This window comes from uncultured Slackia sp. (assembly GCF_959608125.1).
GTDB lineage: Bacteria > Actinomycetota > Coriobacteriia > Coriobacteriales > Eggerthellaceae > Slackia.
Window position 1 is genome coordinate 25,189 of record NZ_CAUHPG010000009.1, and the last position, 25,084, is coordinate 50,272.

19 protein-coding genes and 4 tRNA genes are annotated in these 25,084 nt (G+C 62.4%); 16 read left to right on the forward strand and 7 right to left on the reverse strand.

The window, feature by feature from the left end:
• Nucleotides 1-133: 133 nt before the first annotated feature.
• Complete coding sequence (gene caiB / locus Q6E04_RS04220) at nt 134-1,345, reverse strand: L-carnitine CoA-transferase (protein WP_303249556.1); 1,212 nt, start codon at nt 1,343-1,345, stop codon at nt 134-136.
• Between the two features lie 488 nt (nt 1,346-1,833).
• Here caiB and Q6E04_RS04225 point away from each other — a divergent pair, with 488 nt between their 5' ends.
• The 11 genes from Q6E04_RS04225 (at nt 1,834) to Q6E04_RS04275 (ending at nt 14,279) form a co-directional block, all read left to right on the forward strand.
• Nucleotides 1,834-3,189: a LuxR C-terminal-related transcriptional regulator gene (locus Q6E04_RS04225; RefSeq protein ID WP_303249557.1), complete on the forward strand. Its 1,356-nt coding sequence runs from the start codon at nt 1,834-1,836 to the stop codon at nt 3,187-3,189.
• A gap of 171 nt (nt 3,190-3,360) precedes the next feature.
• Nucleotides 3,361-4,251: a substrate-binding domain-containing protein gene (locus Q6E04_RS04230; protein WP_303249558.1), complete on the forward strand. Its 891-nt coding sequence runs from the start codon at nt 3,361-3,363 to the stop codon at nt 4,249-4,251.
• Between the two features lie 15 nt (nt 4,252-4,266).
• A complete protein-coding gene (gene pstC, locus Q6E04_RS04235) occupies nt 4,267-5,118 on the forward strand; it encodes a phosphate ABC transporter permease subunit PstC (RefSeq protein ID WP_303249559.1) in 852 nt (283 codons plus the stop codon).
• The gene (pstA, locus tag Q6E04_RS04240) at nt 5,118-6,005 is read left to right on the forward strand and encodes a phosphate ABC transporter permease PstA (protein ID WP_303249560.1); all 888 of its coding nucleotides are present in this window, start codon (nt 5,118-5,120) and stop codon (nt 6,003-6,005) included. Before pstC ends, pstA begins: the two co-directional genes overlap by 1 nt.
• Before the next feature lie 211 nt (nt 6,006-6,216).
• Nucleotides 6,217-6,960 (forward strand): phosphate ABC transporter ATP-binding protein PstB, encoded by a 744-nt coding sequence (gene pstB / locus Q6E04_RS04245; protein ID WP_368656402.1) that lies wholly within the window; start codon nt 6,217-6,219, stop codon nt 6,958-6,960.
• Nucleotides 6,961-6,964: 4 nt separating this feature from the next.
• The gene (gene phoU, locus Q6E04_RS04250) at nt 6,965-7,624 is read left to right on the forward strand and encodes a phosphate signaling complex protein PhoU (RefSeq protein ID WP_303249561.1); all 660 of its coding nucleotides are present in this window, start codon (nt 6,965-6,967) and stop codon (nt 7,622-7,624) included.
• Entirely contained in the window at nt 7,621-8,355 is a 735-nt protein-coding gene (locus Q6E04_RS04255) for a response regulator transcription factor (protein WP_303249562.1), read from the forward strand. Before phoU ends, Q6E04_RS04255 begins: the two co-directional genes overlap by 4 nt.
• 2 nt (nt 8,356-8,357) lie before the next feature.
• The gene (locus tag Q6E04_RS04260; RefSeq protein WP_303249563.1) at nt 8,358-9,815 is read left to right on the forward strand and encodes a cell wall metabolism sensor histidine kinase WalK; all 1,458 of its coding nucleotides are present in this window, start codon (nt 8,358-8,360) and stop codon (nt 9,813-9,815) included.
• Nucleotides 9,816-10,029: 214 nt separating this feature from the next.
• Nucleotides 10,030-10,665, forward strand: coding sequence for a xanthine phosphoribosyltransferase (locus Q6E04_RS04265; RefSeq protein ID WP_303249564.1), 636 nt, complete (start codon nt 10,030-10,032; stop codon nt 10,663-10,665).
• 6 nt (nt 10,666-10,671) lie between these two features.
• Complete coding sequence (locus tag Q6E04_RS04270) at nt 10,672-12,114, forward strand: uracil-xanthine permease family protein (RefSeq protein ID WP_303249565.1); 1,443 nt, start codon at nt 10,672-10,674, stop codon at nt 12,112-12,114.
• 203 nt (nt 12,115-12,317) lie between these two features.
• Nucleotides 12,318-14,279, forward strand: coding sequence for an MDR family MFS transporter (locus Q6E04_RS04275; RefSeq protein WP_303249566.1), 1,962 nt, complete (start codon nt 12,318-12,320; stop codon nt 14,277-14,279).
• Nucleotides 14,280-14,412: 133 nt separating this feature from the next.
• Here Q6E04_RS04275 and Q6E04_RS04280 read toward each other — a convergent pair whose 3' ends face one another.
• Entirely contained in the window at nt 14,413-15,834 is a 1,422-nt protein-coding gene (locus Q6E04_RS04280; RefSeq protein ID WP_303249567.1) for a Sapep family Mn(2+)-dependent dipeptidase, read from the reverse strand.
• Between the two features lie 193 nt (nt 15,835-16,027).
• Here Q6E04_RS04280 and Q6E04_RS04285 point away from each other — a divergent pair.
• From Q6E04_RS04285 to Q6E04_RS04305, 5 genes are all read left to right on the forward strand, one after another.
• Nucleotides 16,028-16,111, forward strand: a tRNA-Leu gene (locus Q6E04_RS04285).
• 123 nt (nt 16,112-16,234) lie between these two features.
• Nucleotides 16,235-16,310, forward strand: a tRNA-Lys gene (locus Q6E04_RS04290).
• Nucleotides 16,311-16,362: 52 nt separating this feature from the next.
• Nucleotides 16,363-16,436: transfer RNA gene (locus tag Q6E04_RS04295), tRNA-Gln, on the forward strand.
• Nucleotides 16,437-16,550: 114 nt separating this feature from the next.
• Nucleotides 16,551-16,626: transfer RNA gene (locus Q6E04_RS04300), tRNA-Thr, on the forward strand.
• A 346-nt stretch (nt 16,627-16,972) separates the two neighbouring features.
• A complete protein-coding gene (locus tag Q6E04_RS04305; RefSeq protein WP_303249568.1) occupies nt 16,973-17,635 on the forward strand; it encodes an SOS response-associated peptidase in 663 nt (220 codons plus the stop codon).
• Between the two features lie 93 nt (nt 17,636-17,728).
• Here the strand turns inward: Q6E04_RS04305 and ilvC are convergent, their stop codons facing one another.
• From ilvC to Q6E04_RS04330, 5 genes are all read right to left on the reverse strand, one after another.
• Nucleotides 17,729-18,727 carry a ketol-acid reductoisomerase gene (gene ilvC, locus Q6E04_RS04310; protein ID WP_303249569.1) on the reverse strand — a complete coding sequence of 333 codons (999 nt, stop codon included), beginning with the start codon at nt 18,725-18,727 and terminating at the stop codon, nt 17,729-17,731.
• A 98-nt stretch (nt 18,728-18,825) separates the two neighbouring features.
• Nucleotides 18,826-19,302, reverse strand: a complete 477-nt coding sequence (ilvN, locus tag Q6E04_RS04315) for an acetolactate synthase small subunit (protein ID WP_303249570.1) — start codon at nt 19,300-19,302, stop codon at nt 18,826-18,828.
• Nucleotides 19,302-21,176, reverse strand: coding sequence for a biosynthetic-type acetolactate synthase large subunit (gene ilvB / locus Q6E04_RS04320; RefSeq protein ID WP_368656401.1), 1,875 nt, complete (start codon nt 21,174-21,176; stop codon nt 19,302-19,304). The genes ilvN and ilvB overlap by 1 nt, the downstream gene beginning before the upstream one ends.
• Nucleotides 21,173-22,837 (reverse strand): dihydroxy-acid dehydratase, encoded by a 1,665-nt coding sequence (ilvD, locus tag Q6E04_RS04325; RefSeq protein WP_303249571.1) that lies wholly within the window; start codon nt 22,835-22,837, stop codon nt 21,173-21,175. The genes ilvB and ilvD overlap by 4 nt, the downstream gene beginning before the upstream one ends.
• Nucleotides 22,838-23,301: 464 nt before the next feature.
• Entirely contained in the window at nt 23,302-24,861 is a 1,560-nt protein-coding gene (locus Q6E04_RS04330) for a polysaccharide deacetylase family protein (RefSeq protein ID WP_303249572.1), read from the reverse strand.
• Between the last annotated feature and the right edge of the window lie 223 nt (nt 24,862-25,084).

Genomic DNA, 25,084 nt, shown 5'->3' on the forward strand with positions numbered 1-25,084 from the left:
GCACTCGAAGCGCGGCGGGGGCTTATAGAGAAGTCCCCGCCGCGGCCCGCGGGCATGTGCGCCTCGATCGCCCGCGGCAGGCGGCCTGCTGCAACGGAAGGCCGCGACGAATGGTCTGGGGTCGGTCCCCGCGTTAGCCGAGGCGAACGGTACCGTTGTCAGCGAGACGGGCGATCTCGTCTTCGGCATACCCGAGTTCGGCAAGAATGCTCTGGGTGTCATATCCGAGTTCGGGCATGGGGCGCCAGACCTGTCCGGGGTTGTTCTTGAATTCGGGGACGGGCTTGAATCCCTTGATGGTCTTGCCTTCGCGGTTCTCCCATTCGATGAAGCAGTTGCGCGCCTGGTAATGGGCGTCTTTTTCCATGTCTTCGATCGTGTAGACGCGATTGGCGGGGATGTTGGCCTGCGCGAGCAGGTCTTCGAGCTCGTCGAGGGTCTTGGTCCTGACCCAGTCCTCGAGGTGCTTCTGAATCTCGTCGGCATACGGGTTCGTGAGCCACAGCGCGGTCGAGCCTTCGGGGATGTCTTCGGTTCCCCAAAGATGCCCCAGGCCGATCCGGTCGAGCAGCCAATGGTTTTCCTTGGCGCCGTAGAGGACGATGGCGATGTCGCCGTCGGCGGCCTCGAAGGTGCCGATGCCGCACAGGTCCTGGCTGCGATCGGCGGGACGCGGGTAGGTGATGCCTGCGTTGAGGTAGTTGATGTTGTAGTACAGGCCCATGCGCGCCATGATTTCGAACATGGCGACGTCGATGCTTTCGCCCTTGCCCGTGGCGCGCGCGTTGATCACACTTGCGAGGGCGGCGCCCACCGTGTTCGCGGCGGTGAAGTAGTCGCCGGGGATGGGTGCGGCCGCGAAGGGCTTGTCGACGGTGCCGTTCTGGGCCATGTAGCCGCCGAAGGCCTGGATCATGTGGTCGTAAGCGGGGCGGCTGATGCGGTCGGGCGATCCGTACTGGCCGAAGCCGGAAACGTGGACGATGACGAGCTTGGGATTGACTTCCCACAGCACGTCGTCGCCGAGGCCCTTGCGCTCATAGGTCGGTCCCTTGCCCGCCTGGATGAAGATGTCGGCGTCTTTGATGAGGCGGAAGAACACCTCGCGGCCTTCTTCGCTGAAGGGATTCATGGAAATGCTTTTCTGGTTGCGCCGCGCCTGCTCCTTGATGAACATGGTGTCGCGCATGGTGTCGCCGTAGTGGGCGTTCTCCATCCAGATGACGTCGGCGCCCCAGTCTGCCATCATGGCCGCTGCGGTGGGGGCGGCTACCTCGACTGCTTGATAGACGACTTTGACGCTATCGAGAGGACCGAAGGACGGTTTGTTCTGAGCGAGTTCCATTCCGTTTCCTTTCAGCGTATGCGTGCTTTGCGCGCGGCTCGATTCTGCCGCGCAAGATCGGCAAGAGGAGCGGCCGGGCCGGTTTCGACCCCGCGTCTTCCCGACGCCTCGAACGCCCGAAGTGACGAGGAACCGCCTTTCCACGACAAATCGGAGGGTGTGCGCCCTTCGGACCGCGTTCCGTCTTGCTTGCTGTCGATGGTGAACGTTCGCCCTGTTCCTGGCATCGTCCGAAGGGGCTACTCATCGGAATAGGCACGAATTGACTATGCGTGCGATACAGTACTGGGCGTTTTGGATGCGCTTTTAAAGGGCCATGGCGCCGACCGAGGCGCTAAGCGGCTCGTTTTTCGCCGCATGGATGCGTGTCCGACTGATGGAAATCACGGCTGGAGTACGGAGTTACCATTGTCTTTTCGAATCGGCGACGCCGCCGCAGCGCGCTTGAAGGAAGTGCGTCCGTTCGTAGGCTTCGCGCCTCTTTTCGCATGGCATTTCTGCTTCTGGTTCGCCCCGACGGCCGCTCCGTTCTTTCGGCCGACACGACGGTTTCGTGGCTCGTGTATCTGGCGACGAGCGTCGGCACGTTGTTGGCCGCAGCGTTCGTCCTGGGCAACAAGCGCAGGCTTCGTTCGGACGGGCGCATGTACGCGCTGGCGCCCATGGTGCTCGGCGTCCTTTCCCTCGCGTCTTCGTATGGTTCGCTCGTGTTCGACGGGATCTTGCAGCGTTTCGTCATTCCCATGATGCTCGGCGCAGTGGAGTCGTATTGCTTTCTTCTGTGGGGAGAGCGCCTGTCGTCGTTGAGCTATCGCGGCACATCTACCGATGCGGTGTTTGCGGTGGCGGCCGTGGTCGTGGCGGCCTTCGTGGCGGCCATGGTTCTTCCCGGTCCCGTCACGGCCGTGTTCGTGGCGTTGCTGCCCGTTCTTTCCGGCTTCGCTCTGGTGCGCGAAGGGGAGGACGAGAGGGGAGGGCCGTCCGTCCTCAAGCCGCGCGCCGTGCGCAAGCGTGCCGATCGCAACATCGCGGTGGTCAGCGGCATTTCGGCCACGACGTGCGCGGCGTGCTTTTTTCTGCTGACCATCATTCCTTCGCACGACCTTATCGGCGGCGATTGGGCCTACGGCTACGGCCTGGTGGCGGGAACGCTCGCCATTCTGCTGGCCTCGGCGGTCGTGGGCATGCTTTCGAAGGCCGACAATCCTTTCCGCATCATTCCGTGGCTGCTTGTCATGGTGCTTGTGGCTTTCGCGCTGTTCCTAGGCCTTCGCGGTAAGGCCAACGGCTTTTCGTTCTTCTTCACCACGCTGGTGTATTCATCGTTCGAATTGCTGCTGATGGTGTATTTCGTGGTCGTCGCTCAGAAGGGCGCCGCATCGTCCGCCATCGCGATCGGCGTGAGCCTCGGTCTGTTCCGGCTCGGCGTGTTGGCGGGCGATTCGGTTTCGATATCGCTCGAATCGGCCGGTCTGGAGGTTTCAGCCCTGGTCGATTTCATGGCTTCTATATGTCTGTGCATCGTCGCCGTGTTGCTTTTGCCGTTCGTTTCCGAGGGTCGTTATATGGAAACGCTCACGAAGGAGACGGCCGATATCGGCGGCGAGGCGTTGGCTAAGGCGTGCGACGACACGGCGAAGGAATTCGGCCTCTCTCCGCGCGAGCGCGAGGTGCTCGAATTGATCGTGCGCGGTTACGCGGTGGACAATATGGCCGAAAAACTCGTTATTTCCCCGCATACGGTGCGCGCCCATATACGTCATGTATACGAGAAGACGCAGATGCATAAGAAGAGCGTGCTGATCGGATACGTGATGGAGCAGACTTCCCATTACGAGGGATAGGGCATCCGTAGGACGCATCGCGTCTCATGGCCGACTTTGCACCGATTTGACGTTCGTTCATCGACATTTGCACCGATTTGACGCCTCTCTTACGCTCGTTTGATAGCGCGTCCTTAGAGTTCATCGAGGCGTTTTAAGCAATGAAATCTTCGATGAAAGGAACGTCTTACCATGAAGTCTAAGAAACTCCTCGCTCTGGCGCTGTCGTGCGTCTGCGCCATCGGCGCGTTCGCGTTGGTCGGCTGCTCTTCGGGCGGCGGCGAGTCTTCCGACGGCTCCGCTCCTGCGGAAACCGCCGGCGCGATCTCGGTCATCTCTCGCGAGGACGGTTCGGGCACCCGTGGCGCATTCACCGAGCTGTTCGGCGTGCTCGACGACAACAAGAAGGACGCTACCACCTCTTCCGCCGTCGTCACCAACTCCACTTCGGTCATGATGACCACCGTCGCCGGCGATCCTGCTTCCATCGGCTATATCTCCCTCGGTTCTCTGAACGACACCGTCAAAGCCGTTAAGATCGACGGCGTGGCCCCCTCCGCCGAGGGCGTCAAGGACGGTTCCTACAAGGTCGCGCGTCCCTTCAATGTCGTCACCAACGACAACATCTCCGAGGTCGCTCAGGACTTCCTGAACTTCATCATGAGCGCCGAGGGCCAGGAAGTCGTCGACGCCGACTACGTTTCCGTCGCCGACAATGCCGAGTCTTACACGGCTTCCGGCAAGTCCGGCAAGGTGGTCGTGGCCGGCTCCTCTTCCGTCACCCCGATCATGGAGAAGCTTGCCGAGGCCTATGAGGCCCTCAATCCCGACGTCAAGGTCGAAGTCCAGCAGTCCGACTCCTCCACCGGCGTCCAGTCCACCATCGACGGCACCTGCGATCTGGGCATGGCTTCCCGCGAGTTGAAGGACTCCGAGCTCTCCCAGGGCGTCAAGCCTGTCGTGATCGCCATGGACGGCATCGCTGTCATCGTGAACACCGGCTCCTCGATCGACGACCTGACCACCGACCAGGTCAAGGGCATCTTCACCGGCGACATCACCGACTGGTCCGAAATCGCTTAACGATAGCGATACCTTATGAAAAGCATCAAAGAAACGGTAGCGAAGGTGCTTTTCACGGCTGCCGCGGGGGTTTCGATCCTCGCGGTTGCCCTGATTTGCGTCTTCCTCTTCGCAAGCGGCATCCCGGCCATCGCCGAGATCGGTCCGCTGGAGTTCCTTACCGGCACCGTCTGGAAGCCCGGTAGCGATATCTACGGCATCTTGCCGATGATCTTGGGCAGCATCTACGCCACGTTGGGCGCTCTTGTGATCGGCGTGCCGATCGGCCTGTTCTGCGCGGTGTATCTGTCCCGCTTCGCCAGCCCTCGCATCAAGCGCCTTCTGACTCCGGGCGTCGAGCTTCTGGCGGGCATCCCCTCCGTCATCTACGGCTTCTTCGGACTGGTGGTATTGGTGCCGCTGATCCGCCAGGTGTTCCACGTGCAAGGCATGAGCCTGCTCGCCGCCTCGATCATCTTGGGCGTCATGATTCTGCCCACGATCATCACGGTGGCGCGCAACTCGCTCGATGCCGTGCCCGAGAGCTATTACGAGGGCGCGCTGGCCCTTGGTGCCGACCACGAGCGTAGCGTCTTCCGTGTGCTCGTTCCCGCTGCAGGTTCGGGCATCATGGCAGGCGTCGTTTTGGGCGTCGGCCGCGCCATCGGCGAAACCATGGCCGTCGTGATGATCGCAGGCAACCAGGTTCAGATTCCCGACAGCCTGCTCGACGGCGTCCGCACCCTTACCACCAACATCGTCATGGAGATGGGCTACGCCGCCGACCTGCACAGGGACGCCTTGATCGCGACCGCGGTCGTGCTGTTCGTGTTCGTCCTGGTGATCAATCTGGTGTTCGCTGCCCTGAATGCGAGGTCGAGGAAGTAATGGAACAGAAAACCAATCCTGCGAACGCGATGCCCGGGGGCATGGCGAAAAGCGCTCCTAAAAAGCCTCGCCGCAAGGTCTCTTCGCGTATCCTGGGCGCGCTTGTGCGCATCGCCGCCCTGGCGACGGCTGCGACGCTCGTGGCGATCGTCGGCTACATCCTTGTCATGGGCATCCCCGCGTTCAACCCCGACCTGTTCGCCCTGGAGTACAACTCCCAGAACGTGTCGATGCTTCCGTCGCTGGTGAACACCCTGCTCGCCGTGGCCCTGACCTTGGTGATCGCCGTGCCTTTGGGCGTCATGGCGGCCATCTTCTTGGTCGAATACACCACGCGCGGCAATAAGTTCGTCAAGGTGGTCCGCATCACCGCCGAAACCTTGGCGGGCATTCCCTCCATCGTGTACGGCTTGTTCGGCATGCTGTTCTTCGTCACGTTCCTCGGCTGGGGCCTCTCGCTTCTGTCGGGCTGCCTGACGCTGGCGATCATGGTTTTGCCTACGATCATGCGCACCACCGAAGAGGCGCTGCGCTCCGTGCCCGACTCCTATCGCGAAGGCAGCTTCGGTCTGGGCGCGGGTCGTTTGCGCACCGTGCTTTCGGTCGTGCTTCCGCCCGCCATGCCCGGCATCCTCGGCGGCATCATCTTGTCGATCGGCCGCATCGTCGGCGAATCGGCGGCGCTCATCTTCACGGCGGGCACCGTCGCCGCTATCCCGGGCGGACTGTTCGACTCGGTGCGCACCATGTCGGTCCATATGTATGTGCTTTCCTGTGAGGGCCTGCATATCGATGCGACCTACGCCACCGCCGTCGTGTTGCTCGTCATCGTCGTCGGCATCAACGCTTTGGCGTCGTTCGCCGCCAAGCGTCTGACCAAAGTCTAGTGCGACAGGCTTTCGCGTCGGGGCGACGGTCGGGTCCGTAAGGTTTTCGACGGGCTTGGCCGCCGCTCGTCAGAGGCGTGATGCCGTTGCGGTGAATACCGGGCGCCGACCGGGCGCCTTTCAAGAAAGGAACGAACGCGTGAGCGAAATCAAACAGGCGCCTGCAGCCTGCGTCCCGACGCCTCCCGAGGGGTCGGCGGAAGAGACCAAGATCGCGGTCCAGAACCTCGATCTGTTCTACGGCGACTTCCATGCGCTGCATGGCGTGAATATGGATATCCCTGCCAATCAGATCACGGCATTCATCGGCCCCTCCGGCTGCGGCAAATCGACGCTGCTGCGCACGCTTAACCGCATGAACGACCTGGTCGAAGGCTGCCGTATCGAGGGCGTCGTGGCTCTCGACGGCGACAACATCTACGCCAAAGGAACCGACGTCAACCACCTGCGCCGCCGCGTCGGCATGGTGTTCCAGAAGCCCAATCCTTTCCCCATGAGCGTCTATGACAACGTGGCCTTCGGTCCGCGTACGCATGGCATCAAGGGTAAAGAAGAGCTCGACGCTATCGTCGAAAACGCCCTGCGCAAGGCCGCCATCTGGGACGAGCTCAAGGACCGCCTCAAGAAGAGCGCCCTGGGCCTGTCCGGCGGCCAGCAGCAGCGCCTGTGCATCGCCCGTGCTCTGGCTGTCGAGCCCGAGGTCTTGTTGATGGACGAGGCCACAAGCGCCCTCGATCCGCTTTCCACGGGCCGCATCGAGGATTTGGCTGTCGAGCTGAAGAAGGATTACACCGTCGTCATGGTGACCCACAATATGCAGCAGGCCGCGCGTATTTCCGACAAGTGCGCGTTCTTCCTGCTGGGCGATTTGGTGGAATACGGCGATACTCAGACGCTGTTCAGCCATCCGGTGGACAAGCGTACCGAAGACTACATCACAGGAAGGTTCGGCTAAGCCAATGATGAGGACTGTTTTCCAGCACGAACTGTCGCTACTCGACGCCCAGATGCTCGTCATGGCGTCATCGATGGAAGAGGCCGTGGTTTCCGCGGTCAAGGTGATCGAGGAGCGCGACGCGGAGCTTGCCGCACGGGTGATCGAAGGCGACGACGATATCGACCGTCAAGAGCGCGATGTCGAGAGCCTGTGCTTGAAGCTGCTGCTCACCCAGCAGCCCGTCGCAAGCGACTTGCGCCATGTCTCGTCCGCCCTTAAGATGGTCGGCGATATGGAGCGTATCGGCGACCAGGCGGCCGACATCTGCGATACCATGCTCGCGATCGACGGTCCGATCGACGCCCGTCTTTCGGGCCATCTGCGCGGCATGGCCGAGCGGGCTTGCGCCATGGTGCATGATGCGGTCGAAGCGTTCGTCGAAAGCGACATAGCCAAGGCGCGCGCGGTCATCGGTTCCGACGAGCAGGTGGACGAGCTGTTCGCCAAGGTCAAGGCCGATGTCATCGCGGCCATCAAAGACGATTCCGAGCCCGCCAACAGCCTGATCGAGGCATTGATGGCGGCGAAATATCTCGAACGCATCGCCGACCATGCCGAAAACGTCGCCGAATGGGTCGAGTACGGATTGACGGGCATGCACAAAGGAGACCTGATCGGATGATCTACTACCTCGAGGACGACGAACAGATTCGCAACCTGACGCTGTATACGCTGGCGCAGACTGGGCATGAGACGCGTGGATTCGCTTGTGCGAGCGAGCTGTACGAGGCGCTCGAGCAGGCCGTGCCCGACCTGTTCATCCTCGATGTGATGCTTCCGGGCGAGGACGGCATCTCGGTGCTTAAGAAGCTGCGAGGCCGCCCCGATACCGAAAACGTTCCCGTGATGATGCTCACGGCGAAATCGACCGAGTTCGATACGGTGCTCGGTTTGGATTCGGGCGCCGACGATTATCTGGCGAAGCCGTTCGGCATGATGGAGCTGCTTTCTCGCGTGAATGCGCTGCTGCGTCGCGTGCGTCGAGATGCCGAATTGGCCCGCCAGGCCTCGGATGCGGCCTCGGAGCGCTCCGAGGCCGTCGAAAAGGCCGACATCATGGATGCAGGCCCCATCCATCTGGATGCGGCGCGCTATGTGGTCGAGGTTGCGGGCGTCGAGGTGCGCTTGACGCACAAGGAGTTCGAGACTCTGCGCTTCCTTATGCATAATCGCGGCATCGTGGTGTCGCGCGGACAGCTGCTCGATCAGGTGTGGGGCTACGAGGTGGCGGGAGAGACCCGTACGGTGGACGCCCACATCCAGACGCTCCGCAAAAAACTCGGCGAAGCCGATTCCCAGGCCGCCTTGCTTATCGAGACGGTCCGCGGCGTCGGATACCGCATGAAGGGGTAGCCATGACCGCCTCTTTCGAAGGGATCGCCCCGTCTCAGGCCGGGGCAGGCGAGCGCGGCTCCGAGAAGGGGCCGCGTCGTTCGTTGTCGCGTACGATCGCGCGTACGGTCATGGCCGCCACCGCCGGCGTCGCTATCGCATGCGTCGTTCTGTTCGCGATCGCGTTCTATTATGCGGTCGACGAGCGTGCGGCAAGCGACCTCGAGGCCGAATGCGAGGCGTTCGCCGCGGTGATCGACGAGAAGGGAAGCGGCAGGGAAACCGTCCTCGCGCTGCTTCGCCACGATGCGGCGGTGGTGCCGGCCGACACGAGGGTCACGCTCATCGGCGAAGACGGTTCGGTGCTGTTCGACAACCGGGCCGACGCCGCCGTGCTCGACAATCATGCGATGCGCCCCGAGGTCATCCAGGCCATGGAAACGGGCGAGGGCAGGTCGGGCCGTTATTCCGAGACGCTGCAGAAAGAGACGCTGTACCACTGCATCAGGCTCTCCGAGGGCTCCATCCTGCGCCTGGCCGTCACGCAGGCAAGCGTATGGGGCGTGCTGCAGTCGCTGTTCGTGCCGTATGTGGGAGTCTTGATCGCGGCGGTGCTGGCCGCATTCCTGGCGGCATGGGCGATTTCGCGCAAGATAGCGTCGGAATTCTCAGCGGTCGATTTGGACCGCCCTCTCGAAAACGAAGCGCCTCAGGAGCTCGTTCCCTTGCTCGATCGCCTTGAGGCGCAGAAGAAAAGCATCGACGCCCAGGCTGCGGAACGTCGTCGGTTCACGGCGAACGTGTCGCACGAGCTGAAAACCCCGCTCACGGTCATCTCCGGCTATGCCGAAATCATCGACCGAGGCATCGCACGTCCTGAGGACGTGCAGCGTTTCGTGGGATTGATCCATGACGAGGCGCAGCGCATGAAGGTCCTGGTCGACGAGCTTTTGACGCTATCGCGCCTCGACGACGCGCAGGATTCTGCGGAAAGCATGACGATCGACATGGATCAGGAGGTGTCGCTGTTCCAGGTCGCGCGCTCCGTCGTCGGCAGGCTCGAACCGTCGGCCGCCCGCCGCCGTGTCGCGCTTCAGGTCGACGCGCCCGATGACGGGGTGTCGGAAATCGTCGTGAAGGGCAACGCCCGCATGCTCGAGGAGATGGCGCGCAATTTGGTAGAAAACGCCATCAGGTACAACGTCGAAGGCGGCAGCGTCACGGTGTCGGTGTCGCGCGACCGCCGCGGCGCCCCGATGATGCGCGTGGTCGACACCGGCGTGGGCATTCCGCCCGAGCTGCGCGAAAAGGTGTTCGAGCGATTCTTCTGCGTCGACGAAAGCCGTTCGAAGGAAACGGGAGGCACGGGTCTCGGTCTGGCCATCGTCAAGCATGCGGCCCAGCTTCACGGCGCCGCAGTGCGCGTATACGGCAACGACCCGCGCGGAAGCATTTTCGAAGTGACATTCCCGCTTGTCTAAGAAACCAGGGGCCGGCCGCACGCCGGCCCTTTTTATGCGCGGTATGCCACACTGCGCCTCCGAGCGTCGATCTTTTCGAAATGCCTTTCGCGCCGGGTGTTTGGTTTTCGGTTGTGGGATAAACTGGCGTCTAAGTCTCATCCGTCCGGGCTTTCAGCAAGAATGCCGGACGGATGCCGTTCGAATGACGAAGTTTGAGGAAAGGCGGGATAGGGTGAAGCTTCTGGAGGAACGCATCGCTCGCGACGGCGTGGTCAAGGCCGAAGGGGTTTTGAAGGTCGACGGCTTTTTGAACCATCAGATGGATATCGACCTTTTCAATGAGATGGGCGCCGAGTTCAAGAGGCTTTTCGCCGATGCACCCATCAATAAGATCCTGACGATCGAGGCGTCGGGCATCGGCATCGCCGCCATTGTGGCGCAGCATTTCGGCGTGCCTGTGGTGTTCGCCAAGAAGTCGCAGAGCATCAACCTTGACGGCGACGTGTATTCCACGCGCATTCAGAGTTTTACGCACGGCAAGGTGTTCAATGTGATCGTGTCGAAGAAATTCATCGGACCTGACGACCGCGTGCTGATCATCGACGATTTCCTGGCGAACGGTTGCGCTCTCGAAGGTCTGATCGACATCGTCGAATCGGCCGGTGCGACGGTCGAGGGCATCGGCATCGCAATCGAGAAGGGTTTCCAGCCCGGCGGCAAGAACCTGCGCGAACGAGGCTATCGCCTGGAGTCGCTGGCTATCGTGGATTCGATGGACCCCGGCACGGGAACGCTGACGTTTCGCGACCAGTGGCCGAGCGAAGGCGAAGCGCCCGTTCTCGGCGTGGTCGAGACTATCGAGGCATAGCCGCCTATGAAACAATTCAACCACGCGGAGCTTTACAAGCTCGACGGCGACGTGCCTTTGCTTCGTTCCGTTCCTTATGGCGTTCAGCATATCCTGGCGATGTTCGTGGCCAATCTCGCCCCGATTTTCATCGTGGCGGGCGTTGCGGGCCTCGATGACGGCATGACGGGTTCCCTTGTTCAAAGCGCGATGCTGATCGCGGGCATCGGCACGTTGATCCAGCTGTTTCCCGTATGGAGGCTGGGAAGCGGCCTGCCGATCGTCATGGGCATCAGCTTCACGTTCGTCACGGTGTTGTGCGGCATCGCCGCAACGTACGGCTACAACGCAGCCATCGGCGCCGTCATGGTGGGCGGCGTCATCGAGGGCGTGCTGGGCCTGTTCGCCAAATATTGGCGGCGCATCATTTCGCCGATCGTGGCCGCCGTGGTGGTGACGGCCATCGGTTTCTCGCTGCTCAACGTAGGCGCCGCGTCGTTCGGCGGCGGAAGCGGCGCGCCCGATTTCGGTTCGCCGAGAAATATCGCTTTGGGTAGCATCGCGCTGGTGTCGTGCTTGGTGTTCCAGATTGCGGCGAAGGGCAAGACCAAGCAGCTCTCGGTATTGTTCGGGCTGGTGGTCGGTTATATCGCCGCATTGCTTATGGGCGCGGTCGACCTGAGCGGATTCGCGCAGGCCGAACCTCTGGCGCTGCCGCAGTTCATGCCGTTCGCTCCCGAATTCGAGCCCTCCGCCATCATCGCGGTCACGCTGATCTTCCTCGTGTCGGCCACCGAGACCATCGGCGACACCTCGGCCATCTCGATGGTGGGTCTGCGTCGCGAAGTGCGCGAGAGGGAGCTTTCGGGATCGATCGCCTGCGACGGCTTCGTAAGCTCGCTTTCGGCCTGCTTCGGCTGCCTTCCGATCACGTCGTTCAGTCAGAACGTAGGCCTTGTGGCCATGACGAAAGTGGTCAATCGCAAGGCGATCGCCACGGGCGCCGTCATCATGATTGCGGCGGGTTTCCTGCCGATCATCGGCGTGGTGTTCTCGTCTTTGCCCGAGGCCGTGTTGGGCGGCTGCACCATCATGATGTTCGGCAACATCATCGTGAGCGGCTTTCAGATGATCGCCCGCGCCGGATTCACGCAGCGCAATATTCTGATCGCGGCGCTCTCGCTGTCGATCGGCATCGGCTTCACCCAGGTGTCCGACATCTTCGTCCTGCTGCCCGAAATGCTGCAGAACGTTTTCGCGGATAACTGCGTCGCCGTGGTGTTCTTGGTGGCCGTCGTAGTCAATCTGGCGCTTCCGAAGACCATCTCGATCGACGGCGCCGAGCTTGCCGGCGAAGCCGAGCGGCAGCTTGAGGACAGCCGCCTCGAAGGGGACGACGAAACGGACGCCGATGCGTCGGGGGACGGCCTGGGCGGTTCGAACGGGAAGCGACATGCGGCGCTAGGCTAACTGCGTTCGTTCGCTTTCTCTGACCGAGGCGACGACCTCTATCGATGATGCTTTCGTATCGACTGCGTTGCCCGGCCTCGCGACGGCTTGACGCCGAAGCGAGGCCGGGCATCTTTGTGTAATGATTGTTATACAGAAATCCTGTATCGTAAAATAATCCGTTACGTCCGAAATAGAAATTCTATCTTCACAGGAGGTAACGTATGAGTTTTATGGGCCTTGCCCGCAAAGATCTTGTTATCGTGGCGGTGCTGCTTTCGGGCACGCTTCTCGCCGTTCTTAACCAAACGCTTCTTTCTCCGGCTTTGCCTGCCATCATGAACGGACTGCAGGTCGATGCGACCACCGTGCAGTGGCTGACGTCGGGCTATTCGCTCGTCGAAGCCGTGGTCATCCCGCTCTCGGCGTTTCTTATCGGCCGTTTCACTACGAGGCAGCTGTTCATTACGGGCTTGAGCCTGTTCACCGCCGGCAGCTTTCTTGCGGCTATCGCTCCGCATTTCAGCGTGCTGCTGCTCGGCCGCGTGCTGCAGGCGGCTTGCACGGGCATGGTCATGCCTATGGTAATGACCGTCATCCTGCTGGTCATTCCGCGCGAAAAACGCGGCCAGGCCATGGGCGTCATCGGATTGATCATCGGCTTCGCGCCGGCGATCGGCCCGTCCGTCGCAGGCCTTCTGGTCGATTCGGTGGGGTGGCGTGCGCTGTTCGTCATCGTTACCGTGCTGTCGGTGGCGGTGTTGCTTCTGTCCGTCAAGGTGCTGAAGAATTACGGTAGCTTCGAGCGCTCGAAATTCGATGCGGTTTCGGTGGTCCTTTCGTCGGTGGGCCTGGTGTGCCTGCTGTACGGCTTGTCCACTTTCTCCTCGGGAGACAATCTCGTGGTCACGGGCGTGCTGGTGGCGGCCGGCGTCGTGGTTACGGGCTTGTATGTGCGCCGCCAGTTCAAGCTTCCCGAGCCTATGCTGAAAATCGACATCCTGAAGACGCGCAAATACGCCACCACGGTGGCCATCGTGATGCTCATCCAGGTATCGCTCATGGGCACGGGCGTCATCACCCCGCTGTATATTCAAGGCGTGCGCGGCTATTCGGCCACCGCATCGGGCGTCGCGATGCTGCCGGGCGCGTTGATCGGTGCGGCGCTCGGCTTGGTCGCGGGCCGTCTGTTCGACCGTTACGGCGTGCGCCGCGTGGCCATTCCCGGCTTCGCGGTCACGATAGTCGGCGCCGCCGGCTTGGTGGCTTTGGGCATCGATACCGATATCGTGGTCATCAGCCTTGTGTACACGGTGCTGACCGCCGGTCTGCAGTTCGCTATGACGCCGATCAATACCTGGGGCCTCAATTCTCTCGACAACCGCGTGCTGCAGCATGCCCAGGGCTTGTCGAACACGCTCAATCAGGTCGCCGCTTCGTTCGGCACCGCGCTGCTGGTGTCCATTTCCGCGTTCGGCCCGGCGGTTGCTCCCGGGGCCGATTCTCAGGTCCAGGCCTATACCGGATACCACCTGGCATTCTGTACCACCGCGGTCCTGCTCGTTATCGCATTCCTGGTAATCCTGGTCTTCGTGCGCGGCGATAAGAAGCAGGCGTCTGCACCTCAGGTCGCACAGGTCGCCGAGGGCGCTTCGACATGGGAGACGGCGCATGTCGGGCATGTGAAGTCGACGGCCGCATGGCGCGGCGGCGCAGCCGAGGTCGGCTACAAAGACCTGACGGTGCGTCATGCCATGACCACCGATCCCGCATACGTCACCGTCGATGCGACGATGCGCGACGTGGTTCGCTTGCTGGCCGCGACCGAAACGAGCGGCGTCCCTGTGATCGATGCGTCGCGTCGTGTTGTTGGATTCGTGTCCGATGGCGACGTGGCATCGTATCTGGGCCGCAACGAATCGTCGCTGTTCGATGCGACGCTCAATCTGTATCGCTTCGCCGACGATGACGAGCCTCAGATTCGTCTTGCCCGCATGCTCGATTTGAACGTCATGGACATGGCGACGCGGCATGTTATCGCCGTCGAGGCCGACGATTCGCTCGACGAGGCGTGCCATATGTTGGCATCCAAGCGAATCAAGAAGGTGCCTGTCGTGGAGGGCGGCGTGCTGGTCGGGTCGCTTTCTCGTCGCAATATCGTGCAGGCTGTCGCCGCAGGGTTGTAAGCGTCGTTTGCGAGCGCATTCTCGTATGGCGGTATGAAGCGAGAAACGAAAGGGCCCGCCGAGTCTTCTCGGCGGGCCTTCTTCTTCGATCGTCATTCAGCGGGCTTTTCGTTTTTGTCCGCTTTATGCCGCGTTATTCGCTCAGCGTGGTGAGGTCGATTTCCATCAGGCGCTTGAGCGTCAGGATATAGGTGCGCATGGCGCGTTTCAGGGTCTCTTCGGAGATGCCCTCGTCGGCGCCGTGCATCGGACCGACCCATGCGGGGTACTCGTCGTGCGGGTCTTCGGGGCCGAAGCTCGCCGCGCACGGGAATTCGCGGGCATAGGTGCCGCCGCCGATGGTGAAGGGCTCGCCGTCGAGGCCGGTGGCTTCGCGGTACGATTCGGCGAGGATCTTGATCGCGGGGCTATCGGGCTTCATCAGGAAAGGCTCCATGAGCAGGACGTTTTCGATCGTCGCTTCGCCTTCTTCGGCGACAGGCGTGAGTTTCGCCATGAGGTCGTCGCGATTGGTGGAGGTGGGGAAGCGGATGTCGATCGTCAGCTTCAGGCGTCCTTCTTCGAAGTGGATAGTGCCTGCGATGCAGGTCAGCGGATCGAAGAATCCGTCGCAGGTGTCGATGCCGACCGAGCTGCCGTCGGTGGAGTCCATGATGCGGCCTATCATGCGCAGGAAGACGTTTTCGTCCTCGGTGCACAGGTCATTGGCCAGGGCGTATTTCACGAGCATGTCGATGGCGTTCACGGTGCCTTCGGGCATGGAGGCGTGGCCGCCGCGGCCGGTGGATACCAGTCGCGCGTATTCGCCTTCGGAGGAGATGTCGATGCCGGGGGCCGCGGGCAGCTCGGCGGCATCGGCGCGCACGACGAGCGTGGCCTGGCTGGGAACGGCGTTGGTGGAAGCGTCGCCGGTGGTGAAGTCGATGATGTTGCCGCCGACGAACTGCTTCGAAGTGATCAGGCCGTCGAAGCCGCCCTTTTCGCCATAGCAGACGGGGAACATGTCGTCGGGAGTGAACAGGAAGGCCGGCGCCGGGTAGTTCTCAAGGTAGTAGGCCACGTCTTTCATCGTGCCCGTTTCCTCGTTGGTGCCGATCAGCATGCGCAGCGTGTAGGGGAGCTTCCAGTTCTTGTCTTTGAAGAACTTCATGCAGTACAGGGAAACGACGAGCGGGCCCTTGTCGTCGAGGGTGCCGCGGCCGAGCAGGAATCCGTCTTTGCGCAGAAGCGTCCACGGATCGAGCGTCCAGCCGACGCCCGGCGAGACCACGTCGGAGTGGCAGATCATGGCGAGCAGCGTGTCGCTTTCGCCCTTCAGGTCGGCGATGCCGATTTCGCCCTTGTCGTCGAATGCGTCGAAGCCCAGGCGCGACGCCAGATCGACGGCGGCGCGAAGGCCGTCGTGCGCCTCGGGGCCGCTGGGGTCTTCGGGCGTGGCGCGATCGAAGTCGACTACACTGGGAATGGCGATGAGCTTGCCGATCTCGTCGACGATTTCCTCCCAGTTTTCGTCGATGAACTCATCGACCTCTTTCAGAAATTCGGTATTAGGCATGCGATCCCCTATCCTCTCTCTTGCATCGGGGATGGTACGGGCCTATTCTACTACAGCGTTTCCGCAGGAAAAGAGCTGTTGCCCGTTCGGCATGTCCGTCGAGGCGGATGCGGAGTGCATGCGCCGTTTCGGCGAAAACGTCGCGAACGCATTCTTGGCAGGACGGCTCCATTCGTTTATAATGCACCTCTGCGCCCGAGTGACGGAATGGCAGACGTGGCGGTCTCAAAAACCGTTGTTGAAAGACGTGCGAGTTCGAATCTCGCCTCGGGCACCATTTCGATTGATCGAAGGCGCGCAAGCGCCTTTCTTTATATGCGAATACTTTTTAGAATCTCATTGACCGCAATGCCTTTCGCAGGTAAAATACTTACCTGCGCAATCGCGCATATCATGAAGTGGGCCGTTAGCTCAGCTGGTAGAGCAGGGGACTTTTAATCCCAAGGCCGCGGGTTCGACTCCCTCACGGCCCACCATGCATGATTCACGGAAGGTCGGGCATTGCCCGCCTTTTTTGTAGCGGCGCATTGGGCCATGGTGTAATGGCAGCACAAGGGTTTTTGGTGCCTTTAGTCTAGGTTCGAGTCCTGGTGGCCCAGCCAGTCCCGTCATGCAGCTTGTTTCGGAGCTTCGATTTCTTTATGAATGAGAGTTTCTCTAGACGAAACGGCAATGACCCGCTATAATTCTCACTCGCATTTAAAAAAATGCAGTGTGCCGATGTGGCTCAGTTGGTAGAGCAACGCACTCGTAATGCGTAGGTCAGCGGTTCGAGTCCGCTCATCGGCTCCACGAAATGTCAGGTCGTCGCCTTCGGGCGGCGGCCTTTTTCGTTTTTTCAGGGCGCTCGAGGTCATTTTTTCGAGGCTTTGGCAGGAATTCGGCGATATGCACGGCCGAATGCTTGGGTCGTGGGCGCATGTCCTTGCGTTTTCCCAGGTGGGCGCTGCGCGTCTTGCCCTCTGGCCGCGTGAGCCGTGCCAAACCGGCAAAAAATCGGCACGCCAAGGCCTTAAAATACAAGGATGTTTTTACGAGTGCATAATCGTTGGATACTTTCGTTCATATTTGCAAATAAATGCATATATGAAGAAAACGAGGAGTACGGGCGCCTTAGGGGCCGTGTGAAGGAGGGGCTGTGTGCCATCGGTTCACCATGCTGATGCACGATGAGACGCAGGGTGTCGTTCGGGCGCTTTTCTACGGCACGGCTCCGGTTTGGGAGCCCGATTGGCCGGCGGGTGCGCCTCGCGCCGATGCGTTTCCAGGCTCTTGTGTCGGCATTATCGTGCCGACTGCATCGGGCGGCGTCGAGGCGGTCGAAGCGACCTGGGGATTCGCAGCGCCTTGGGCGAAGCGTCCTGTATTCAACACGCGTATCGAGACGGCGCTGTCGTCCGAAGGCGGCATGTGGAGCCGCGCCATAGCGCAGGGTCGCTGCATCGTGCCGGCCGTGCGCTTTTTCGAAACGCAGAATCAACCCGCCGCTTCGGACGGCGTTGCGAAGAAACGTCGTCGCAGCCTGTATTCGTTCGGCACGCCCGACGGCGGTCCGATGTTATTGGCAGGCGTGCAGCAAGACGGGTGCTTCTCGGTGGTCACCACGCAGCCCAATGCAAGCGTCGCCCCTGTTCACGACCGCATGCCGATCGTGCTTTCATGGCACGAGGCATGGCGCTGGCTCGGCGACGGGTTCGCGTCGCTGGCCGACCGAGGCTCCATCGTCTTGGAATCGCGCTTCGAGCAGCGGTCCGAGTCGTGCTCCAGCATCCCTGCCGACGGTCAGATGAGCCTGTTCTGAGTTTTCGTCATCGGTGTTTTCCGTCTTCCGAAATGCGAAAAGGACGCCAAGGCGTCCTTTTCGTTCATCTGCTTCGCGCGGCGTATTGAAGCGTTAGTCCTTCTTGATCCAGCTGAACATGGAGCGGATCTTCTCGCCCGTCTGCTCGATTTCGTGCGTGTTGATGGCTTCGCGCTGTTCGAGCAGCCACTTGTGGTCGTTCTCGCAGTCGGCCACGAACTCGCGAGCGAACTCGCCGTTCTGGATGCGCTCCAGGATGAGCTTCATGGCCTCGCGGCTCTGCTCGTTGATGACCTTGGGGCCGGCGTAGTACTCGCCGTACTCGGCGGTGTTGGAGATGGAGTAGTTCATGAAGTGGATGCCGCTCTCGTACATGAGGTCGACGATCATCTTCATCTCGTGGTAGCACTCGAAGTAGGCAAGCTCCGGCGGATAGCCCGCCTCGGTCAGGGTCTCGAAGCCGGCCTTCACCAGCTCGACCAGGCCGCCGCAGAGCACGGCCTGCTCGCCGAACAGGTCTTCTTCGGTCTCTTCCTTGAAGGTCGCCTTGATGATGCCGGAGCGGGCGCCGCCCACGCCCCAGGCGTAGGACAGGGCCAGATCCCATGCGGTGCCGGTGGCATCCTGGGCGACGCAGGCCAGGCAGGGAACGCCGGAGCCTTCGGTGTACTGGCGACGCACGATGTGGCCGGGGCCCTTCGGCGCGCACATGATCACGTTGACGCCTTCGGGGGCGACGATATAGCCGTAATGGATGTTGAAGCCGTGCGCGAATGCGAGCGTGTTGCCAGGCTTCAGATGGGCTTCGATATGCTCCTTGTAGATCTTGGGCTGCAGCTCGTCGGGAACGAGCATCATGATAAGGTCCGCTTCCTCGGCGGCCTCGTCCATCGTGGTCACCTTGAGGCCCGCTTCTTCGGCCTTGGCCCACGACGACGACCCTTCGCGCAGGCCGACGCGTACGTCGACGCCTGAATCCATGAGGTTCAGTGCATGGGCATGGCCCTGGGAGCCGTAGCCGATGACGGCGACCTTGGTGTCCTGGATGATCGAGGAATCGCAATCCTGCTCATAATAGATAGTGACGGCCATCTTGAAATCTCCTTCTCTTCTATCTTCGGCGCCTGGTCAAGCGTCAAAAGTCTTGATTGTTTCGCGGCGATGCGGCTTTCTTGCCGCGTATCGTGCGCCTACGCCCCGCGCGACATGGCGATCTTGCCGGTGCGCGTGAGCTGCTTGATGCCATAGGCGCGGAACAGGTCCTCGAGCGCGCCTAGCTTGTTCTCGTCGCCGGTGGCTTCGATCGTCAACGTGGTCTTGCCGACATCGACGATTTTGGCGCGGAATAGGTTCGCGACTTCGATCACCTCGTGCCGCTTTTCGGCGGGCGCGCATACCTTGAACAGCGCGAGCTCGCGTTCGAGCGCGTCCTCGTCGGTGAGGTCGCTGATCTTGTAGACGCTCACCAGCTTGTGCAGTTGCTTGGTGATCTGCTCGAAGCCCATTTCATCCGCGTTGACGATGATGGTCATGCGCGACATGGTGACGTCTTCGGTCGGCGCCACGGTGAGCGACTCGATGTTGAAGCCGCGTCGAGAAATGAGCCCGGTGACGCGCGAGAGCACGCCCGGCTTGTTTTCCACCAAGACGGAGAGGATGTGCTTCATTACTCTTCGCCTCCTTCGGCATCGGCATCGGCGTCTTCGGCGGCCGCGCCCTTCCGGGTCACGCGCACGCCGCCGACGGTCAGGTCGATCGCGCCGATGATGTCGTCGAGCGCAGCGCCCGGAGCGACCATGGGGTAGACGTTCTGCTCGGCCGAAATGGCCACGTCGAGCAGGTAGGGGCCCTCGCTTGCGAGCATGCGGTCGATCGCCGCATCCACTTCGGCGGGGTTTTCGACGCGCTCGGCCTGCCAGCCGTAGGCATCGGCCAGTTTCACGAAATCGGGGTTCGCATCGAGCAGCGTGGAGGAGTAGCGCTCGTGGTAGAAGAGCTTCTGCCACTGATGCACCATGCCCAACGCGCGGTTGTCCAGGATGAGCACCTTCACGGGAGCGCCGTTGATGGCGGCCGTGGCCATTTCCTGGCTGTTCATCTGGAAGCTTCCGTCGCCGGCGACGCAGACGACCTGCGCGTCAGGGCAGGCGATCTGCGCGCCCACTGCCGCGGGGAAGCCGAAGCCCATCGTGCCCAAGCCGCCGCTCGAAAGGAACGAGCGCGGGTGGTTGCGCTTGATGTGCTGGTGAGCCCACATCTGGTGTTGGCCGACTTCGGTGGTGACGATGGAGTTGTCGGGGTCGAGCTTTTCCGAAAGGGTGTCGAGCACGATTTCGGGGATGATCTGGCCTGGGAAGTCTTCGAAATCATCGTGATAGAACGGCCAGCGGCGGCGCCATTCGTCGCACTGGGCGAACCATTCCGTGCCGACGGGGGCCAGCTGCGTCTTCTCGATCAGCGCGTTCATGCCGGCCAAGATTCCCTGCGCGTCGCCGACGATCGGCACCTTAGGGTCGCGAATCTTGCCGATTTCGGCCGGATCGATGTCGATGTGGATGACCGTGGCGTGCGGAGCGAACTCGGACAGCTTGCCGGTCACGCGGTCGGAGAAGCGCGCGCCAACGCAGATAAGCAGGTCGCATTCGGTCATGGCCATGTTGGCGTACTTGGATCCGTGCATGCCTACGGGGCCCAGGTTGAGCTCGTCGTCGGCGGGGAAGGCGCCTTTCGCCATAAGCGTGGTGACCACGGGAATCCGCATGGAGCGCGCGAGCTGCGCCAGCTCGGCGCAGGCATGCGATGCCACGACGCCGCCGCCCACGTACAGCAGCGGGCGATTCGACTGCTCGATGAGCGAGACGGCCTGCTTGACCTGCTTGACGTTGCCGCGGTAGGTGGGGCGGTAGCTGGGCAGGTTCACGCTGTCGGGGTATTCGAACACCATTTCGGCGCTGGCCAAATCGCTTGGGATGTCGATGAGCACGGGGCCCGGGCGTCCGGTTGAGGCGATATAGAAGGCCTCGCGGAAGGTGCGGGTGAGGTCGTCGGTGGACTGCAAAAGGAAGCTGTGCTTGACCACGGGCATGGTGATGCCCACGATGTCGGATTCCTGGAACGCGTCGGTGCCGATCACGCCGCGGGTCACCTGGCCCGTGATGATCACCATGGGGACGCTGTCCATGCAGGCGGTGGCGATGCCCGTGACCGTGTTCGTGGCGCCGGGACCGCTGGTCACCAGCACGACGCCCACCTTGCCCGTGGCGCGCGCATAGCCATCGGCCATGTGGGTGGCGCCCTGTTCGTGGCGCGCCAGCACGTGGCGGATCTTCTTGGAGCCGTACAGCGCGTCGTAGATCTTGATCGCCTGTCCGCCCGGGTAGCCGAAAATGGTATCGACGCCTTCGGCCTCAAGCGATGCGATGACGGCCTGCGCGCCCGTCATGGTTTTGCCTTGTTTTTCCGTTGCGCTGCCCGGGCCGAAGGGCTTCCCCTCCACGGCGCGCTCTTTGCGGGCAAGCTGCGTGTCTCGGTTGTCGATCATGCCAGATACGCCCCCTTGTCTGCGCTCGTCACGAGTTTTGCATAGCGGGAAAGCACGCCGGTCGTGTACTTCGGCGCCGGCGGCTGCCAGGCTGCGCGACGGCGTGCGAGCTCCTCTTCTTCTACCTTCAAATCGAGGGTTCCTGCCTCGATGTCGATAGCGATGACGTCGCCCTCTTGCACGAGGGCGATCGGTCCGCCCGCGGCCGCTTCGGGGCTCACATGCCCGATGGCGGGGCCTTTCGTCGCGCCGCTGAAACGGCCGTCGGTGATCAGCGCGACCGACTTCGCCAGGCCCATGCCGCAGATGGCGCTGGTGGGCGTGAGCATTTCGCGCATGCCCGGTCCGCCTGCTGGGCCTTCGTAGCGGATGACCACTACGTCGCCCGGCTTGATGGCGCCGCCGAAGATCGCCTCGCAGGCCTCTTCCTCGCTTTCGAAGACGCGGGCGGGGCCGACATGGCGGTACATGTCCGGATCGACGGCGCTCTTCTTCACGACGCCGCAATCGGGGGCCAGGTTGCCGCGCAGCACCTTCAGGCCGCCCGTGGCGCTGTAGGCGTCTTCGACGCGGCGCACCACCGTACCGTCGACGGCGGGGCATTCCTCGAGCCATTCGGCCATGGTGCCGTGGCAGGTGAGGGCCTGCGTGTCGAGCAGGCCGGCGCGGCCCAGCTCGCCGAGGATCGCGGGGATGCCGCCTGCGGCGTCGAGGTCTTCGATGTGCAGCGGGCCCGCGGGCGCGATGCGGGTGAGGTTGGGGGTCTTCGCGGAGACGTCGTCCCAGTCGTCCATGCTCACGGGACAGTCCGCCGCCTGGGCGATGGCCGTCAGGTGCAGCATGGTGTTGGTGGAGCCGCCGAAGGCCATGTCGAGCGCCATGCCGTTGCGAATGGAGTGCTCGTTGATGATGTCGAGGGCCGTGGTGCCCGCTTCGAGCAGCTCCATGACCTTCATTCCCGTGCGCTTTGCCAGGCGGATGCGCTCGGAGTACACGGCCGGAACGGTGCCGTTGCCGGGCAGCGCGATGCCGAGGGCTTCGGCCAGGCAGCAGATGGAGTTGGCGGTGAACATGCCCGAGCAGCTGCCGCAGGTGGGGCAGGCGGTGTTCTCGAGCAAGTCGCATTCTTCCTGCGTCATGGTGCCCGCGGTCACCTGGCCCACGGCGTCGAAGAGGGTGTTGAGGTCGGTCTGGTTGCCGGACTTGTCGCGCCCGGCCAGCATGGGGCCGCCCGAGACCAGCATGGTGGGAAGGTCGAGGCGGCAGGCCGCGATCAGCATGCCGGGGACGATCTTGTCGCAGGCGGGGATCAGTACCACGGCGTCGAACTGGTGGCCTTGGACGGCGCACTCGACGCTGTCGGCGATCACTTCGCGGCTGGTGAGCGAATAATGCATGCCTTCGTGGTTCATGGCGATGCCGTCGCAGACGCCGATGGTGTTCATCTGCATCGGAGTGCCGCCCGCCATGCGGATGCCCGCCTTCACGGCATCGGCGATGGTCTGGAGATGCACGTGTCCGGGAATGACTTCGTTCTGGGCGGAAATGACCGCGACGAGCGGGCGGTCGAGTTCTTCGTCGGTAAGGCCGTCGGCCTTCAGAAGGCTGCGGTGCGGCGCACGCGCAAGGCCTTTCTTGATGGCATCGCTTCGATGGTTCATCGCATGTCTCGCTTTCCCTCGTCAGTGCAGCGGCTCAAGGTATGCGAGCGAGAAACCCTCGACGATGCCTTGTCACGGAAGGCGTCCGGCGAAGCGTACCCGGCAGATCGTGTTCGCGAGGGTCGCCCGCGCCCGCGCTCTGCGTTCGGCTTCGCTGCTCGAGGGGGTTTCAAGGCCCGTCCATCGCAGGCTCGCATGACCGCCTGCTTGCTGGGGATGGATTCGTCCTCACTCGCCCCTGTCGTCGCATTTGTTGAGTAACCCAGATTATAGGCACCGCGGCGGCGAGTTCAATACGCTATCGCGCTTTATTTCGGTAAAGTACCTGGATTTTACATTCCAGACATAATGGGCGCATTCGGGGCGCAACGCCGCGCGTGCGGTTTTCGACGGAAAAGCGAAGGCCCGCTTCTGCCGCGCGGGGCGGAAGCGGGCCTTAGGGCGTTCGGCCGAGCCGTGCGGGCTTAGGCCTGTTTGCGGGGGTATCGCAGCATTTCATCCATGGTGATGAAGCGGAACCCTTGGTCTTTGAGGTAGGGCAGGGCGCGCCGCAGCGCCTCGGCTGTCTGCGAGCGGTCGCCGCCGCCGTCGTGCATCAGGATGATGTCGCCCGGGGTGGCCGCCTTGAGCTGCGCGGCGATCTTCTCCGCGCCGGGGCGCTTCCAGTCGAGCGTATCGATATCCCAGCCGATGTCGGCATCGATGAGGTCTTCGACGTTGCGCCACACGTCCAGGGGGAAGTTGCCGCCGGGCGCGCGGATCACGCGGCTCGCCTCGGCGCCGGTGGCATCGGAGATGGCTTTGAGCCCCTGCTCGATTTCAGCGCGCTGCTCATCGACGCTCATGAACGAGAGGTTCACGCCTTGACCGCTGCCTGCGGCGTGGTCCCAGCTGTGCGTGCATATCTGATGCCCTTCGTCATGTTCGCGTTTCACCAGGTCGACGCCGGCGCCGGCGATGCGGTTGCCCACGGTGAAGAACGTCGCCGCGGCTCCGTTGTCGCGCAGGATATCCAGGATTTCGGAGGTGCTTCCCTCCCAGGGGCCGTCGTCGAAGGTGAGCGCGACCACCGCTTCGCCGCCCGTGTCGGGGTAGGAGCGCAGATAGACGCGGTCTTCGGAAGGCTGCTTCACTTCGAGCACGACTTCCTTGCCCGAGGTTTCGCCCGTCTTCACGGTGGACAGGCCCGCGGACCCCTCCGCGTCGATGGCGTGGATCGGGCCGTAGCCGCTTTCGACGGGGTTGGGCTCGACGGATTTGTCCTCGGTGACGGAGGGCTCTTCGACGTCGGCGCCGTCGGCGAACGCGAGCACGTCGCCGTCGGCCACTTCCGCATCGCCGCCGGCTTCCTGGCCGTTGATCGTGGCGCGATAGGGGCTGCCGCCGCCTTCGGTGATGACCTGGCCTTCTACATCGACAAGATTGCCAGGGGTCATCTGCAGGCCGCTTTTTTCGTAGGCGGCCTGCAAGGTCTTTTTGCCGGAAAGATCGAGTTTCTGCCCGTTCGCGGTGATCGAGATGGGCATGAGCGCACGTACGGCGGGGACGCCGAATACGAGCAGCGCGGCCGCTGCCGCCGCTCCGCCCGCGATGAAGAGGCGGCGCGTGAGGCGGGGGTTCAAAAGGGGCCTGTCGTCCCAAAGCGGCACGAACGATTGCCCGGTTTCGTCTCGTGCCGGTTCGGCGGCTTTCGGCGCGACGGGATTGTGTCGGGCGGCCGGCTTGTCTTTGCGCGGATGGGGGAGGCGGGTCGCGGGCCGATCGCCTTCGCCGCCGCGGACGCGGGGCGCTTCGGCGCCTGCTTGGACGGACGGACGGCCCGTATCGCCCTGCGCGACGGGGCGCATGGAGCCTGTGGGCTGCGCGATACGGGGACCGCGATCGGCTGTTCCGTGCACGCGGCGGCTGCCCGCCACGGACGGGCGGGTTGCGGGTCGGGCGTCGATATGGGGGAATGAAGACGACGGGCCCTCGCGACCGTCGTTGCGGCGGTCGGGCGCGTTGCCGTTGTTCTGGGTTGCCATGGATGCCTCTCGTGTGCGTTTCAGGTGGTCGGACATCGTTATGCGGAAGTCTAACCCGCAGGCCGATATCTGAAAACCGTTTTAAGGAATCTCAAGGAATCGATACATCATCGGCGGGCTTGCGCGCCTGCGACATGCCCGGTAGGACGTTTTTCCCGAAGTCGGCGGCGGATAAAGCGGCCGGTTGTTACGAATTGGGGCGTTTTTCCCTGAAAGCGCGGGG

Excerpts from the sequence above, each read along its gene's own strand:
- ilvC (WP_303249569.1), bottom strand. The coding sequence starts at position 18,727 with ATGGCCGTCACTATCTATTATGAGCAGGATTGCGATTCCTCGATCATC.
- Q6E04_RS04225 (WP_303249557.1), top strand. The coding sequence starts at position 1,834 with ATGGCATTTCTGCTTCTGGTTCGCCCCGACGGCCGCTCCGTTCTTTCG.
- pstC (WP_303249559.1), top strand. The coding sequence starts at position 4,267 with ATGAAAAGCATCAAAGAAACGGTAGCGAAGGTGCTTTTCACGGCTGCC.
- caiB (WP_303249556.1), bottom strand. The coding sequence starts at position 1,345 with ATGGAACTCGCTCAGAACAAACCGTCCTTCGGTCCTCTCGATAGCGTC.
- ilvD (WP_303249571.1), bottom strand. The coding sequence starts at position 22,837 with ATGAACCATCGAAGCGATGCCATCAAGAAAGGCCTTGCGCGTGCGCCG.
- Q6E04_RS04275 (WP_303249566.1), top strand. The coding sequence starts at position 12,318 with ATGAGTTTTATGGGCCTTGCCCGCAAAGATCTTGTTATCGTGGCGGTG.
- ilvN (WP_303249570.1), bottom strand. The coding sequence starts at position 19,302 with ATGAAGCACATCCTCTCCGTCTTGGTGGAAAACAAGCCGGGCGTGCTC.
- Q6E04_RS04260 (WP_303249563.1), top strand. The coding sequence starts at position 8,358 with ATGACCGCCTCTTTCGAAGGGATCGCCCCGTCTCAGGCCGGGGCAGGC.
- Q6E04_RS04330 (WP_303249572.1), bottom strand. The coding sequence starts at position 24,861 with ATGGCAACCCAGAACAACGGCAACGCGCCCGACCGCCGCAACGACGGT.
- pstA (WP_303249560.1), top strand. The coding sequence starts at position 5,118 with ATGGAACAGAAAACCAATCCTGCGAACGCGATGCCCGGGGGCATGGCG.
- Q6E04_RS04230 (WP_303249558.1), top strand. The coding sequence starts at position 3,361 with ATGAAGTCTAAGAAACTCCTCGCTCTGGCGCTGTCGTGCGTCTGCGCC.
- Q6E04_RS04255 (WP_303249562.1), top strand. The coding sequence starts at position 7,621 with ATGATCTACTACCTCGAGGACGACGAACAGATTCGCAACCTGACGCTG.
- phoU (WP_303249561.1), top strand. The coding sequence starts at position 6,965 with ATGATGAGGACTGTTTTCCAGCACGAACTGTCGCTACTCGACGCCCAG.
- Q6E04_RS04280 (WP_303249567.1), bottom strand. The coding sequence starts at position 15,834 with ATGCCTAATACCGAATTTCTGAAAGAGGTCGATGAGTTCATCGACGAA.
- Q6E04_RS04270 (WP_303249565.1), top strand. The coding sequence starts at position 10,672 with ATGAAACAATTCAACCACGCGGAGCTTTACAAGCTCGACGGCGACGTG.
- ilvB (WP_368656401.1), bottom strand. The coding sequence starts at position 21,176 with ATGATCGACAACCGAGACACGCAGCTTGCCCGCAAAGAGCGCGCCGTG.